Below are 13,522 nucleotides of genomic sequence, written 5' to 3'. Positions count from 1 at the left end.
CTCTCCTGACGTATTCAAGGTTGTATCCGTTTTGTCTCATGCAATTCAAACTGCCGATCTCGATTGGCAGTTGGTAGATGGCATTGACGTGCCAGTTTCCAAACAGTTCGGTGATGTTTATTTTTCCAAGGACAATGGTCTGCTTGAAACACGCCATGTGTTTTTAAATGGTAATGATCTCGGTACCCGGCTCACGGATCTCAAACCTTTTGAATATTTTTGCATAGGGGAAACGGGCTTTGGTACAGGACTCAATATTCTGGCCTTATGGCAACTGTGGCAACAGGTTCGTCCAGATAACCAGAGCCATCTGCATGCCATTTCAGTGGAAAAATTTCCTCTATTAAAAGATGATCTGATTCGTGCTTTAAATGCCTGGCCGGAACTAAAACCCCTTGCAGATCAGCTGATTTCCCAATATCCACTCCCAATTGCTGGCTGTCATCGCCTCAGTTTTCCTGAAGAACGTTTTTCTCTGGATTTATGGCTAGGTGATGCACAAGATGTCTTTCCAGTCATTGAAAAAACTGTGTCAGTACATGCCTGGTTCCTGGACGGTTTTGCGCCTTCCTGCAATCCGGATATGTGGGAAGAGAATGTCCTGAACAATATTATTCGACTCTCGGATTATGGCACCACCTTTGCCTCTTTTAGTGTCGCAGGTATACTGAAACGCGGTCTTAGAAATCATGGTATTTCGATTTCACGTCCACGTGGCTTTGGTCATAAACGTGAAATGCTGAAAGCCATCTGGAATCTGCCTGAATTTGCACAGCCAGTAACAGCAATTCCTGAACATCATACTCAAAAAAAAACTTCGCTCAATAAAGAGTTGAAATGTCAGGCACGTCAGATCGCTGTCATTGGTGCTGGTATTGCCGGTTTAAGTATAGCCTGGGCTTTTGCTCTACGTGGTCATCAAGTCAGCCTATTCGATCAAACAGCACCACTTTCCGGTGGTTCTGGTAATCCATTAGCGCTACTCAATCCGAAACTGTCACCGATTGCACAAAGCGCTGAACATTTAATGACCCAGGCTTGGCAACACGCCCTAAATCATTATGCACAGTTTAAAGCCTTTCGCGCGATTCAGGTTCAGCAGCTGGCATTGAAAAATCCAGAAAACCTGTTGGCTCTGGCTGATGAGTATCCTGATGGTATTCTAGAAGTTCCAGATCAAAATCAGCAGTCTTTAACAGCGAAATATCCAGCATTGTCGTTGTTACAGGCGGGAGCTGTATCGCCTCATCAGTTGCGTGATGAAATCCTGCAACATAGCAATATTCGCTATATCCAGGCCCAAATTAGCCGAATTGAACCACACTCATGTCCAGAATTATTTGATGGTGATAGCTCACTCGGCCAGTTTGATCATGTCATCGTCTGTACCGCATTAAATACGCCACAGCTGCTTGAAGAGCATCCTGAACTTAAACCCATTCGTGGACAGGTCAGTTGGCTCAAAAATAGCGATCAACCACTTAATCCGAATATTGCCTATAGCTACGGCGGATACTGCATCCAGTTTGATGAACAGCATTTGCTGCTCGGTGCTTCATTCTGCCTGAATCGTGATGATACAGAGGTACTGGAAGAAGACCATATCCATAACCTTGAACTGATCCATTCAGTATTTCCAGAGTATGCACAGAGTTTGGCTGATGTCAGTGAATGGCAAGGTCGTGCTTCGGTTCGTGCCCAAAGCAAAGATTATTTCCCCTTGCTTGGAAAACTCAAATCAGATCAGGAAATCTATAGTCTGGCTGGCTTAGGTTCCAAAGGTTTTCTATTTGCTCCATTGTGTAGTGAAATTTTGGCTGCACAGATTCTAGGAGAGGCTTGTCCTGCATCCATAAATCTAGTGAAGAAGCTGGATGTCAAACGCTTTGAAAAGAAAATCAAAACCAAGAAGCCTTATTTTAAACCTTAGTGTTAAAGCCCTTCCCTTTATTAAAGGGTGAGGAACACTGTTCCGCAAGGGAAGGATTTATAGGAAGAATTTAATCCCCCTCTTGCGCCATATATGGCTCACCTTTTTCAAAGGGGAACATTGAAGAAATATAGCCAAGAAAAAAGCGCCTGACGGCGCTTTTTTCTTTTTTTAAAGCTTAATCAGGCACCCTGTTCCAGCGGCAAGCCTGCATCACGGGCAGCACGTGTACCACCCATCAGGATGACATATTCACGAGAGCTGTCGAAACCCTCTAGTTTTTCAGCAGCACGAGGGGCTTTACTACCTCCACCACACAGGATATAAATCGGCTGATCCGTGGACACTTGAGTAAGGCTATCTGCTGAAAGATCGTTAATGGGCTGGTTTACCGCACCCTTAATATGTGCTTCAGCAAAAGCATTAGAATCACGTACATCCCAGATTACAGCACCTTCTGGGAACTCAAATGTTGTAATTTCTTGTTTACGGATCATTGCGCACTCCTTTGATGTAAACAACACTTGGCAAATGAAGAAAACATCCCTAGCATCTCAGATATTCTTTCCATTTGTAAAGGTCTAAACTATGCCTTCTTTCGATATTGTTTCTGAATTAGAAATTTTTGAAGTAAACCATGCAGTTCAAAACACGCAAAAAGAAATTGCGACCCGTTTTGACTTCCGTGGTCAGGACGTTTCAATCGAGCTGAACGAAAAAAATAAAGAAATCAAAATCAAGACTGAAAGTGATTTTCAGTGTGAACAAGTTTATAGCATGTTAGAAAATCACTTCTTTAAACGTAAAGTAGATATTCAGGCGCTTGATCCGCAAAAAGGTGCACCTTCAGGTAAAAACTATATCCAGGTGATTAAACTGAAAGACGGTCTTGACTCAGATACCGCAAAAAAAATTAATAAAGCCATTAAAGAAAGTGGCATTAAAGCGCAGTCTTCTATCCAAGGCGACAAGATTCGTGTGACCGATAAAAAACGCGATACTTTGCAACAAATTATGGCATTCCTCAAAGAACAGCAATTTGGTGTGCCTTTACAGTTCAACAACTTTAAAGACTAAGACAGTCTATTTTCGGATAATAGAACCATGGCCAAAAGCAATCAACTCTCCAAACTGGTAAAAGCAAGTTCACGACTTCCACAAGGCATTCGTACTGCACTGCTGAGTAAAACCTTTGGACGTGTGGTGCCGATGGTCGGTTCTGCCCGAATTCGCTATGAACAGGTGAGTCATGATCAGGTCATGGTCAGCATGGCCAATCATAAGGCTATGCAGAACCATATTGGTCAGGTTCATGCCTGTGCCATGGCACTGCTTGCAGAAACAGCCACAGGATTTGTCACCGCAATGAACGTGCCTGATTCTGCAGTCGTCCTTATTAAAAGTATCAAAATTGATTATAAACGTCCTACCCAGGGGGCAATGCGTGCTATAGCCACTCTGACTGCTGAACAGCAGCAATTGATGCAAAGTACAGATAAAGGCGAAACATTGGTGCAGGTTGTCATAACAGATGAATCTGGTGAAGCACCAATTCAGTGTGAAATGCTGTGGGCCTGGATCGCTAAATCGCAGCTTAAAACCAAAGCCGCATCTTAATTTTTTAAGAATATACGCTAAATAAATTGGGGATTATTTAAAAGTATCCTCATCATCTATCAAGATAATGACTGTTTTCCTTGTCTCAGCTTAAAAACTATTTGATTTTTTAGCTTTAAAATCAGGATAAGCAATAAAAATCATTGCCTAAGAATTTAAATTTTCAAAAATAAAAAAACCAGACAAATTGTCTGGTTTTTTGCATTCATCAATTCGTTTACTGAGCGTCAAGGAACTTCTGTTTTGCTTCATCTGGAATCGGACGCTTATTGCCTTTGACATCCACCGCTACGAAGGTAAACACGCCTTCTGTGACACGAACAGGCGGACGGGAATCATCGTGACTGTCCCACACTTCGATCTGCATTTGAATCGAAGTATTCCCCACCTTCAGAATCTTGGTATAGCAGCTGATCACATCACCGACTTTTACCGGTACCAGAAAAGTCATCTGATTAATCGAAATTGTCGCACAACGTCCTTTGGAAAAACGTTCTGCATGGATCGCACCGGCCAAGTCCATTTGTGAAACAATCCATCCACCGAATACGTCACCGCTCCAGTTGGTATCTGCTGGCATTGCAATCGTCTGTAGGGAAAGAACTCCCTCTGGTTTTACATGAGAATCTGACACGTTAACTCCAGGCCTGGGTATTAGGATTTGGCATTCAGATGCTGATCCAGCCACTGTTGCAGCTGAGGTGCTCTGAGCGCACCACTTATTCTAGCAATTTCATCAGTTTTATTCATCAAAACCAGTGTTGGAATACTACGAACATTAAATGCAGCGCTGAGTCGTGGATTCGCTTCAGTATCAATTTTGGCAAATACCACATTTGGATACTGCTGTGCTACTGTTGCAAAATGCGGAGCCATCATCTTGCATGGGCCACACCAGTCTGCCCATAGGTCAATCAGAATCGGTAAATCGCTGCCAGTCACGAACTGGCTAAAATTCTGTTCATTGAGTTCAATCGGTGCAAGTGGAATCAGGCCCTGATGACACTGGCCACATGCAGGACTCTCGGTGAGTTTATCTTCAGGCACACGGTTTTTGGCCTGACATGACGGACATACAATGATCATCTAACGAACTCCAATATATTGATGTAAGAATTCTAATTGGGTCGAAATTGCTTTTTCAAACCATTCACCATGATATATATCGAAATGTCGCATATTCCACTCATGATATTGGGCAAATGGTGCGATATTGGTTACCGTTTCACGGCTGGACTCAATCGGAATCAGGCTATCCTGTTGCGCAGCGATAAACAGAACCGGTACTGTAATTTTACGCACATCCTGAATCGGTCGATAGCGGATCAGTTTAAAGAACACCCGGGCTGGTATTTCCCCACTCCAGTAATGGTCTGGATGAACAATTGACAGATAACCTTCGTAGCTATCGGGTGTTGGTAAGAAACAGAGTTCATTCTGGGCTACAACGGGTAAAGTTCGTGGCGTCATCCCGACTTTAGAGCCCATATAATCTTGACTGGAAATTTTCAGCGCTTTAGGCAGCTGCTGTAAAGGATACAATTTGGCACTTTCAGCACCATCCACAAATGGGACTTGGACCATAATGGCCTGTACATCTTTGGATTCTGCGGCAAGTGTTAGTACATATCCGCCACTCAAACTCGTTCCCCAGAGCACAATACGTTTAGCATCTACGGATTTACGTGCTTTAACGTGAGCAATCATGGTTCGCCAGTCTTCAAGCTGGGCTTTAATTGAAACCAGTTCTCGTGGTCGTCCGGTACTTCCACCCCAGTAGCGATAATCAAACAAAATGACGGCATAACCCGCTGCTGCAAAACGTTGGGCATATTTGACCAGTTCAAAATGACGTAAGGCAGCCAGACCATGTGCCATTAAAATGACTGCTGGTTTGTGTATATTCTTGGGACGATAAAAATCGGCAGCAATGACATCTTGACCGCTTTTGACATACAGTGGTTCAACTGTATATACATGCATACGCGCTCCGTTGCGTTATTTTATGGTTGTATTCGTTTATAAAAATTTCAGATCTTTCTGCTCATTTTTGAGCTTAATGCTATCATAAAGCATATCTTTATAAATGAAATGATGGAGTGACATCATGAGTGAAAATGTAGGCTTTGCAGGTCAAATTGGTCCAGAACATATCGAACAGGTAGTTGAGAAAGGCTTTAAATCCATTATCAATAACCGCCCGGATATGGAAGGTGGTTCGGATCAGCCAACCAGTGCACAAATTGAAGAGGCTGCTCGTGCAGCAGGTCTGGATTATGTGCATCAACCTGTAGTTGCAGGTCAGATCACTGAACTCGATGTCCGTACTTTTGCCAATCACTATAATGAACTACCAAAACCCTTATTGATGTTCTGCCGTACTGGTAACCGTTCTAATAACCTGTACCAGATCGCAAAACAAATGGATTTATTGGATGACTAATCCCTGCTTCTGGAAATGTGCAATGCTTGGACTCGGTCTAAGCTTTGCTACACTCAGTTTTTCTGCAGAATTAAGCCGGCCATTAACTCCTACAGTAAGTGTAGCTGGACAAATGAATAGCATTAAGTTTCAAGAATTAATGAAACAGGGTTTTAAGTCTGTCATTGTCAATCGTCCAGATCAGGAAACAGGTAATGAAGTATCGGTTATTCAGCTTCGCACTATCGCAGAGCGCCATCATGCCAGTGTAATTTATCAGCCAGTGATTAGCGGAAAAATTACACAACAGAACATTGAAGAGTTTTCCAAATACTATAATGACTTACCTAAACCCATTTTAATGGTTTGCCGTAGTGGTACACGCTCTGCCGCCTTGTATTACAAGGCGAAGGACCAAGGATTAATTCATGAATAAAGTTTTACTGATCATTTGTTTAAGTTTAAGTTTTGTTGGTTGTAGTTCGATGAATGTTCGACCGACTGTGGGTGTGAGTGTGGGAACATCAATTTAGTTTTTTAAATTTTAGTTCCCATAAAAAAAAACAGCGCTTCGGCGCTGTTTTTTATACAAATATAATTTCTATTGATAATCTACATAAATTGTTGATACTTTACTATCTGGCGAAGAAACAGAAACTTTCAACGTATCTCCTACCGCACATTCTTTTAGACGATAGCCATAATAACTTTGATTACTATTTTTGAAAGTGCTTGGTGTCAAAAGATCAAAGACATTTGCGACAGGTGAACTTCCTGTTGCTAACTCTGCAGTACAAGATAAATTATTAGCTTTTGTATTATCCTCAGGCGTAACACTTATTGTGGTACCTGTTGGCATAGGCACACTTTGAGCGCTATTTCCATACATATTAAAAGACAATAAACTTCCACTTGCCTTTACATTAGTAAAGGTTGGTGTATTTTCAGCAAATGCAAATAATAATTGCTGACGGATGACCGTATCTAAATTATCGTCACATGTGTCTGCGATATTCGGCTGTCTAATTGTAGATGGAGCACAGGTCGCTTTGTTTCCTAATACCGCACGATTATAAAGAAATTCACCAATACCATAATCTTTGTTATATTGATTATCCTCGTTATCGTCACGGAAAAAGCTACCAATATTACTAAGAAGTCGATCTACGCCTTTAGTATAAAGATTATCGCCATCTAAATCTGTAAAGCTTTTATCACCCTCAACATAAGCCAATACAGTCACACGATTATCTAAAGGACGAGGTTCTTGTGTTGTTAGAGTTACAGAACATACTCCTTGGACTGTTGAACAATTAGGTTCAACCTTCCCTCCCTCAGAAACAAAGCTAATTACTGTACCATCTGGAACAGGGTTCCGTGTACGATCAACCATTCTCGCTGTAATAGTTGCAGTGTCACCATCAATTACATTCTGTAATGAATTTTTAGATACTGATAAACTTAATCCATCTTGAGTTACTCGACCAATGGATACAGATACATTTTTAGATACAGCCGAAACATTTTTGTCTGAAACTAAAGTTGCTCTTATCTCTACAGGCCCAGGTTTATCTCCTGGATAAAGATTCACAATCACTTTACCATTTGAATCACTTTTTATAGTTTTGTTATTTTGATTTCCAAATGATACGAACGATAAATCTTCTGGTGCTTGTACTTTCTCAATCAAAACATCTTGATCTGCTATAGGTACACCATTTGCATACAAAGTAAATTCAATTTGACCAGATGATGCTGAGCCACTTTTTCTAATCCCCAAATTAACTTTATTAGATGTATATACTAGTGAATTAGCTTCAAGTGCCTTAATACTGACATCAATTCCAACTTCTGGGATATTTAAACCTGTTGCCAAAATTTTTTGTGTTCCTGTACAAAGCTTTCCATCTGTACCAATCGCTTTATAAGTTGTCGTAACATTTCCTTGATTTGATGAAACAACTGTAGCAGGTTCAAATTTACCACATGGTGCAGTGAATTCGACATTGACATTATTCTGATTGACTTTTGTATTTGCATCTTGCGTTTTTAACGTGATATTTGTTGAACCACCAGATTCTAATTGAGTACTAGCTGCCGTTAAATCGACTAAAATAATATTGGTTGCTTGAAGTGAGAAATTAAGTGCTGGTGTTGATGCTTCGGTACCATCAAAATCTGCAACTGCAGAAATTTGATAGGCACCATTGGTATTTAAGTTTTCAGGTTTAACTGAGATACTCGCTTCACCATTTGTATTTGTTAAAACAGCACCATTGGAACTACCTAAAACAACACCACCAGTCACTGTAAATGTAACTAATGCACCACTAATTCCTTTACCCGACTGATCAGTTACTTTGACTTGAGCGCTCACACCTTCTGCAGCGATTGCCTGAGTCAAGTTACCATTTCGATCAATCAATTGTATAGTACTAATATTAACAGATTTTACTTCTTCACCTGTGCTAGGGTTCGTAGTAATATTTCCAGAACTAGAGCCATCATTATTATAGTAACCATCACTTCCACCGCCCCCGCAGCCTGCTAACATTAGTGCCAAAGTAAGAGCAGATAATTTAATACCTAATTGTTTACTAATCATTTAAATCCCCAAGACCCTCTATTATAGAGTTTGTTATCAATCTTTATTCATTATGCGATATGTAATCATAGTTAAGCATTTATGTAAATAAAGGTAAGCTAAATGTTTTTTATGCTAGCTTATATTCATAAATTGATTTCAATAAGAGCAATTAATGTACGACCTCATCATTATCGGTGCAGGCACTGCAGGTATCACTGCCTATAAAGAAGCAATCAAACATACGGATAATATTCTGATCATTAATGCTGGCCCTTGGGATACGACCTGTGCACGCGTCGGATGTATGCCAAGTAAAGTTTTAATTGCTTCAGCCAATCGTATGCACCTGATTCAGCATGCACCTGATTTAGCTTTAAATATTGATAGTGAAGTTACCCCGAACAATGTCATGTCACGTGTTCGTGAATTACGTGATTTCTTTACTCAAGCCACCCTTAAAGAAGTCAATCAATGGAATCCAAAACATAAAATTTCAGGTCATGCCAAATTTGTAGATGTCCAAACAATAGAAGTAGATGGACAATATTATCAAGCTAAAAGTTTTATTTTGGCTGTAGGCTCACGACCAAATATCGATTCAAAACAAAAAGAAGTACTCGGTGAGCGACTTCTTAGCTCTGATGAGGTGTTTGAGCTTCCTACCCTACCTGAGTCACTGGCAGTGATTGGTAGCGGAGTGATTGCCATTGAGCTTGTTCAAGCCATGCAACGCTTAGGAGTTAAGACCACTGTATTTGCCCGTAGTCAAAAAGTCGGTTCTCTTACAAGTCCGGTGCTTCAGGAACTTGCTCAACAGCAACTCAGTTCAGAACTTGAGATTAAATTTAAAACTGTTCCTGATGAAATGATCCGACAAGGTGATCAAGTCCAGATAAAATTTAAGCAAAATGATCAACCAGAAAATTTAGAGGTTGACTATGTATTAACTGCAACTGGAAGAAGCAGTAATCTTGATCAACTCGACCTGGAAAAAATCGATCCCTCATATACAGACATCAAAAATCTTCCAATTGATCTTTCTACAAAACAGTTAGCTAACTATCCAATTTTTATTATTGGTGATGCAGCTCCTGATGCTCCAATTCAGCATGAAGCTGCATATGCAGGTAAAAAAATCGTTAAAAATTGCCTAAATTATCCAGATGTACAAGCAATTCCAAAACTAACCCCTTTGGCAATTGTGTTCAGTCAGCCTGAAATGGCCATTATTGGAAAAAATTATCAGCAATTACAAAAAGCAAAAACTGATTTCGTTACAGGTTTTATTTCTTATGAAAGACAGGGTCGAGCGCGGGTGGAAGCTACCAATATGGGTGGTGCTGAAATATATGTAGACAGGTCTACGCGTAAACTTTTGGGTGCAGAACTATTCTGTGCACAGGCAGAACATCTAGCACATCTTCTTGCCTGGTTAATTGGTGAAGGAGTGACAATTGATCAGATCCTAGAAAAACCATTCTATCATCCGACTCTAGAAGAGGGCTTACGTACTGCACTCAAGCATGCGCGTCGTCAGTTAGCTGATCAGCATTGAGTTCATTTTCACTTAATACATTTACAAAGCGCTGGCTATGGGAAATAAACCGATCCAGCCAGCGATGTGCTGCGAGTAATTCCAAGGTTCTGGCAGCACTCAATTGATTGCTAGAAGCATACTGATTAATCTTTTCACGAAGTTCAGCATGATGTTGTTTCGTCCATTGTTCCAGCAGAATCAGTTCATTTTGTAACATGCAAGTTTTATCATAATCCTTTAAATCTGAAGCTTCCTTCCAATAACTATCAAAAATTTCAATAAAATCCAATATAACCTGATATAAAGCAGGCTGAGTCCGGATATCCAAACTATAGGATAATTGTTCAAGATCACTGCGGAATACATTGAGATAGACCACTTTCCTGAGTAAGGCCAACAAATGTGCTTGCTCTTCGGTATTTTGAGACACGGTAATTTGAGCCAAATATTGTTTAAGCTTTGCAATGAGTTCATCTTGTTGTTTGAGTTGATTGGCTGCAACCAGCTGTCCATCTTTAAATGCTGCAATAAACCAGCCATATTGTTGCCATACTGTCTGATCAATGACATGTTCAGCATTCGCAACTGCGACTGCGGGTACTGAAAGACTCGACTCATCCAGAGACTGAATTAAACTGTCCTCATCAGTAGGAATGAGCCAAGTCAGAAAATGCTTAAACTGTTCGATAAAAGGCATTAATAATACAGCCCCACATAAACTAAATGCCGTATGAAAAGCTGCAACAATTACTACAGAATCCCAAGAAGCCAGCAAGTGACCTTGGTGGGATAACCAGAGAAAAAGTGGAATTAAGACCAGGAAGGCAAAAGTTGCACTGCTCAGATTAAAAATCACATGAACTGCAGCCGTTCTTTGTGCATTGCTATTCGCCCCAATTGCCGCCAAGACTGCCGTAGCCACAGTTCCAATATTTTGGCCAATAACCAGCAAAAGTGCCTGTTCCAGCTGAATAATCTGGCTCGCCAATGCAGTAATTGTTGTCGTAATTGCGGCACTAGATGACTGTAAAATGACCGTCATCACCAAGCCAATCAAGACTAATAATAATTTTGAGAAAAAGTTTTGGGTGCTAAATATAGAAAGATCTATACGATTTGCCAGGCTAGACATTGCCACCTGCAATAACTCAATTCCAAAGAAAATCAGACCAAATCCCGCAATTACCAGCCCAGTCAAAGCCAGCCGACCCTGAGCTAAGATCTTGAGTAATGCACCCGCTGCAATTAAGGGTAAAGCGAATTTTCCAATCGAGAATTTGACACCAAGCAGTGCTACCATCCAGCCAGTACTGGTGGTTCCAATATTTGCACCAATAATCACGCCAACAGATTGAGCAAAAGTTAGTATTCCTGCACTTACAAAACCAATAGTAGCAAGTGTTGTCGCTGTTGAAGACTGCACAATCAAGGTAAAGATAATACCTGAGCTCATCGCTTTTAAAGGAGAACCCGTAAATCTACCTAACCATTGTCTCAGAGATTCACCTGCAATATCCTTCAGGCCGTCGGTCATCAAGGTCATGCCGAGCAGGAATAAACCTATTCCACCACAAAGTTGTGCAAATACATCAAACACACTTATCCCTTTTTATAATTTTTTAAGTTTTAATAATTTATATACGATAGCTGAAACTAAACCAAGCCTATCAAATACTTTAAACCCACCTATTTTTCCCACGCATAAAAAAACACCCCCTGCCATTTGACAGGGGGTGTTTAGAATAATGAGCTGGCGATGACTTACTCTCACATGGGTAACCCCACACTACCATCAGCGCTAAGAGGTTTCACTTCTGAGTTCGGGAAGGGATCAGGTGGTTCACTCTTGCTATGGTCGCCAGCACAACTGGTATGATTACTCGCTATGGTCTTATCTACGTTGCTTGCGCTTCGTTTGCCTAGCTTTCTTCAAATAGAATGCATTAACAGATGTATCTGAGTTGCAGTAGTTTGTTCGATTAGCTTAACTAAATCAAGGCTTCGTCTGATCGTTAGATCAATATGAAATCAATTGAGCGTTACACAACAACTGTTTGGGTGTTGTATAGTCAAGCCTCACGAGCAATTAGTATTGGTCAGCTTCATGTATCGCTACACTTCCACATCCAACCTATCAACGTCGTAGTCTTCAACGGCTCTTTAGGTGACATAAAGTCACAGGGAAATCTTATCTTGAGGTAGGCTTCCCGCTTAGATGCTTTCAGCGGTTATCCCTTCCGAACATAGCTACCCGGCGATGCGACTGGCGTCACAACCGGTACACCAGAGGTTCGTCCACTCTGGTCCTCTCGTACTAGGAGCAGATCCTCTCAAATTTCCAGCGCCCACGGTAGATAGGGACCGAACTGTCTCACGACGTTCTAAACCCAGCTCGCGTACCTCTTTAAATGGCGAACAGCCATACCCTTGGGACCTGCTTCAGCCCCAGGATGAGATGAGCCGACATCGAGGTGCCAAACACCGCCGTCGATATGAACTCTTGGGCGGTATCAGCCTGTTATCCCCAGAGTACCTTTTATCCGTTGAGCGATGGCCCTTCCATACAGAACCACCGGATCACTAAGACCTACTTTCGTACCTGCTCGACTTGTGGGTCTCGCAGTTAAGCGCGCTTTTGCCTTTATACTCTACGCGTGATTTCCGACCACGCTGAGCGCACCTTCGTACTCCTCCGTTACTCTTTAGGAGGAGACCGCCCCAGTCAAACTACCCACCAGACATGGTCCTCGTCCCGGATAACGGGACAGAGTTAGAACCTCAATATTACCAGGGTGGTATTTCAAGGACGGCTCCATGGCAACTAGCGTCGCGACTTCAAAGCCTCCCACCTATCCTACACAAGTAAGATCAAAGTTCAATGTCAAGCTGCAGTAAAGGTTCACGGGGTCTTTCCGTCTAGCCGCGGGTACACCGCATCTTCACGGCGATTTCGATTTCACTGAGCCTCTGCTGGAGACAGCGCCCCCATCATTATGCCATTCGTGCAGGTCGGAACTTACCCGACAAGGAATTTCGCTACCTTAGGACCGTTATAGTTACGGCCGCCGTTTACTGGGGCTTCGATCAATAGCTTCGCTTGCGCTAACCACATCAATTAACCTTCCAGCACCGGGCAGGCATCACACCCTATACGTCCACTTTCGTGTTTGCAGAGTGCTATGTTTTTAATAAACAGTTGCAGGGGCCTGGTTTCTGAGGCTGCCAACAGCTCAAGGAGCAAGTCCTATCACCGCCGGCAGCGTACCTTCTCCCGAAGTTACGGTACCATTTTGCCTAGTTCCTTCAGCAGAGTTCTCTCAAGCGCTTTGGTCTACTCGACCTGACCACCTGTGTCGGTTTCGGGTACGATTCCTGTTTAACTGAAGCTTAGAGACTTTTCCTGGAAGTATGGTATCAGCCACTTCACTG

Annotated in this window: 12 protein-coding genes and 2 rRNA genes; 6 read left to right on the top strand and 8 right to left on the bottom strand. The window is 41.8% G+C overall.

Annotated elements, in window-relative coordinates:
- Positions 1-31 precede the first annotated feature (31 nt).
- Positions 32-1,930 carry a bifunctional tRNA (5-methylaminomethyl-2-thiouridine)(34)-methyltransferase MnmC2/FAD-dependent 5-carboxymethylaminomethyl-2-thiouridine(34) oxidoreductase MnmC1 gene (mnmC, locus tag F955_RS03305; RefSeq protein ID WP_004891345.1) on the top strand — a complete coding sequence of 633 codons (1,899 nt, stop codon included), beginning with the start codon at positions 32-34 and terminating at the stop codon, positions 1,928-1,930.
- Between the two features lie 182 nt (positions 1,931-2,112).
- Here the strand turns inward: mnmC and F955_RS03300 are convergent, their stop codons facing one another.
- The gene (locus tag F955_RS03300) at positions 2,113-2,427 is read right to left on the bottom strand and encodes a rhodanese-like domain-containing protein (RefSeq protein WP_004816007.1); all 315 of its coding nucleotides are present in this window, start codon (positions 2,425-2,427) and stop codon (positions 2,113-2,115) included.
- Between the two features lie 91 nt (positions 2,428-2,518).
- On the opposite strand from F955_RS03300, the gene F955_RS03295 reads away from it, so the two are divergent.
- Together F955_RS03295 and F955_RS03290 are read left to right on the top strand one after the other, a co-directional pair.
- Positions 2,519-3,007, top strand: coding sequence for a YajQ family cyclic di-GMP-binding protein (locus tag F955_RS03295; RefSeq protein ID WP_004816006.1), 489 nt, complete (start codon positions 2,519-2,521; stop codon positions 3,005-3,007).
- 27 nt (positions 3,008-3,034) lie between these two features.
- Positions 3,035-3,547 carry a DUF4442 domain-containing protein gene (locus F955_RS03290; protein WP_004816005.1) on the top strand — a complete coding sequence of 171 codons (513 nt, stop codon included), beginning with the start codon at positions 3,035-3,037 and terminating at the stop codon, positions 3,545-3,547.
- Positions 3,548-3,764: 217 nt separating this feature from the next.
- On the opposite strand, the gene F955_RS03285 is transcribed toward F955_RS03290, so the two are convergent.
- The 3 genes from F955_RS03285 to F955_RS03275 all read right to left on the bottom strand — a co-directional run bounded on the left by F955_RS03285 (position 3,765) and on the right by F955_RS03275 (position 5,530).
- Positions 3,765-4,127, bottom strand: a complete 363-nt coding sequence (locus tag F955_RS03285; RefSeq protein WP_221415591.1) for an acyl-CoA thioesterase — start codon at positions 4,125-4,127, stop codon at positions 3,765-3,767.
- A 74-nt stretch (positions 4,128-4,201) separates the two neighbouring features.
- Positions 4,202-4,633 (bottom strand): thioredoxin TrxC, encoded by a 432-nt coding sequence (trxC, locus tag F955_RS03280; protein ID WP_004816003.1) that lies wholly within the window; start codon positions 4,631-4,633, stop codon positions 4,202-4,204.
- Complete coding sequence (locus F955_RS03275; protein WP_004816002.1) at positions 4,634-5,530, bottom strand: alpha/beta hydrolase; 897 nt, start codon at positions 5,528-5,530, stop codon at positions 4,634-4,636.
- 124 nt (positions 5,531-5,654) lie between these two features.
- Here F955_RS03275 and F955_RS03270 point away from each other — a divergent pair, with 124 nt between their 5' ends.
- Positions 5,655-5,990, top strand: coding sequence for a protein tyrosine phosphatase family protein (locus tag F955_RS03270; protein ID WP_004816001.1), 336 nt, complete (start codon positions 5,655-5,657; stop codon positions 5,988-5,990).
- The gene (locus tag F955_RS03265) at positions 5,983-6,405 is read left to right on the top strand and encodes a protein tyrosine phosphatase family protein (RefSeq protein WP_008304907.1); all 423 of its coding nucleotides are present in this window, start codon (positions 5,983-5,985) and stop codon (positions 6,403-6,405) included. Before F955_RS03270 ends, F955_RS03265 begins: the two co-directional genes overlap by 8 nt.
- Before the next feature lie 165 nt (positions 6,406-6,570).
- Here the strand turns inward: F955_RS03265 and F955_RS03260 are convergent, their stop codons facing one another.
- A complete protein-coding gene (locus tag F955_RS03260; RefSeq protein ID WP_004891339.1) occupies positions 6,571-8,574 on the bottom strand; it encodes an Ig-like domain-containing protein in 2,004 nt (667 codons plus the stop codon).
- 154 nt (positions 8,575-8,728) lie between these two features.
- On the opposite strand from F955_RS03260, the gene F955_RS03255 reads away from it, so the two are divergent.
- Positions 8,729-10,111, top strand: coding sequence for a dihydrolipoyl dehydrogenase (locus tag F955_RS03255; RefSeq protein WP_004891337.1), 1,383 nt, complete (start codon positions 8,729-8,731; stop codon positions 10,109-10,111).
- Here the strand turns inward: F955_RS03255 and F955_RS03250 are convergent.
- The 3 genes from F955_RS03250 to F955_RS03240 all read right to left on the bottom strand — a co-directional run.
- Positions 10,074-11,690, bottom strand: coding sequence for a Na/Pi cotransporter family protein (locus tag F955_RS03250; RefSeq protein ID WP_004891334.1), 1,617 nt, complete (start codon positions 11,688-11,690; stop codon positions 10,074-10,076). The two genes, F955_RS03255 and F955_RS03250, sit on opposite strands and share 38 nt — an antisense overlap.
- A 151-nt stretch (positions 11,691-11,841) precedes the next feature.
- Positions 11,842-11,956: ribosomal RNA gene (rrf, locus tag F955_RS03245) — 5S ribosomal RNA — on the bottom strand.
- 202 nt (positions 11,957-12,158) lie between these two features.
- Positions 12,159-13,522: ribosomal RNA gene (locus F955_RS03240) — 23S ribosomal RNA — on the bottom strand; the annotation flags it as partial.

Source organism: Acinetobacter schindleri CIP 107287, from assembly GCF_000368625.1.
Classification (GTDB): domain Bacteria; phylum Pseudomonadota; class Gammaproteobacteria; order Pseudomonadales; family Moraxellaceae; genus Acinetobacter; species Acinetobacter schindleri.
This window is presented reverse-complemented; position numbering and strand designations above follow the sequence as displayed.

What these genes read in the sequence shown, in the direction of transcription:
- F955_RS03275 (WP_004816002.1), bottom strand. Translation starts at nt 5,530, where the DNA reads ATGCATGTATATACAGTTGAACCACTGTATGTCAAAAGCGGTCAAGAT.
- F955_RS03290 (WP_004816005.1), top strand. Translation starts at nt 3,035, where the DNA reads ATGGCCAAAAGCAATCAACTCTCCAAACTGGTAAAAGCAAGTTCACGA.
- F955_RS03270 (WP_004816001.1), top strand. Translation starts at nt 5,655, where the DNA reads ATGAGTGAAAATGTAGGCTTTGCAGGTCAAATTGGTCCAGAACATATC.
- F955_RS03255 (WP_004891337.1), top strand. Translation starts at nt 8,729, where the DNA reads ATGTACGACCTCATCATTATCGGTGCAGGCACTGCAGGTATCACTGCC.
- F955_RS03300 (WP_004816007.1), bottom strand. Translation starts at nt 2,427, where the DNA reads ATGATCCGTAAACAAGAAATTACAACATTTGAGTTCCCAGAAGGTGCT.
- F955_RS03285 (WP_221415591.1), bottom strand. Translation starts at nt 4,127, where the DNA reads ATGCCAGCAGATACCAACTGGAGCGGTGACGTATTCGGTGGATGGATT.
- F955_RS03260 (WP_004891339.1), bottom strand. Translation starts at nt 8,574, where the DNA reads ATGATTAGTAAACAATTAGGTATTAAATTATCTGCTCTTACTTTGGCA.
- F955_RS03295 (WP_004816006.1), top strand. Translation starts at nt 2,519, where the DNA reads ATGCCTTCTTTCGATATTGTTTCTGAATTAGAAATTTTTGAAGTAAAC.
- trxC (WP_004816003.1), bottom strand. Translation starts at nt 4,633, where the DNA reads ATGATCATTGTATGTCCGTCATGTCAGGCCAAAAACCGTGTGCCTGAA.
- F955_RS03265 (WP_008304907.1), top strand. Translation starts at nt 5,983, where the DNA reads ATGACTAATCCCTGCTTCTGGAAATGTGCAATGCTTGGACTCGGTCTA.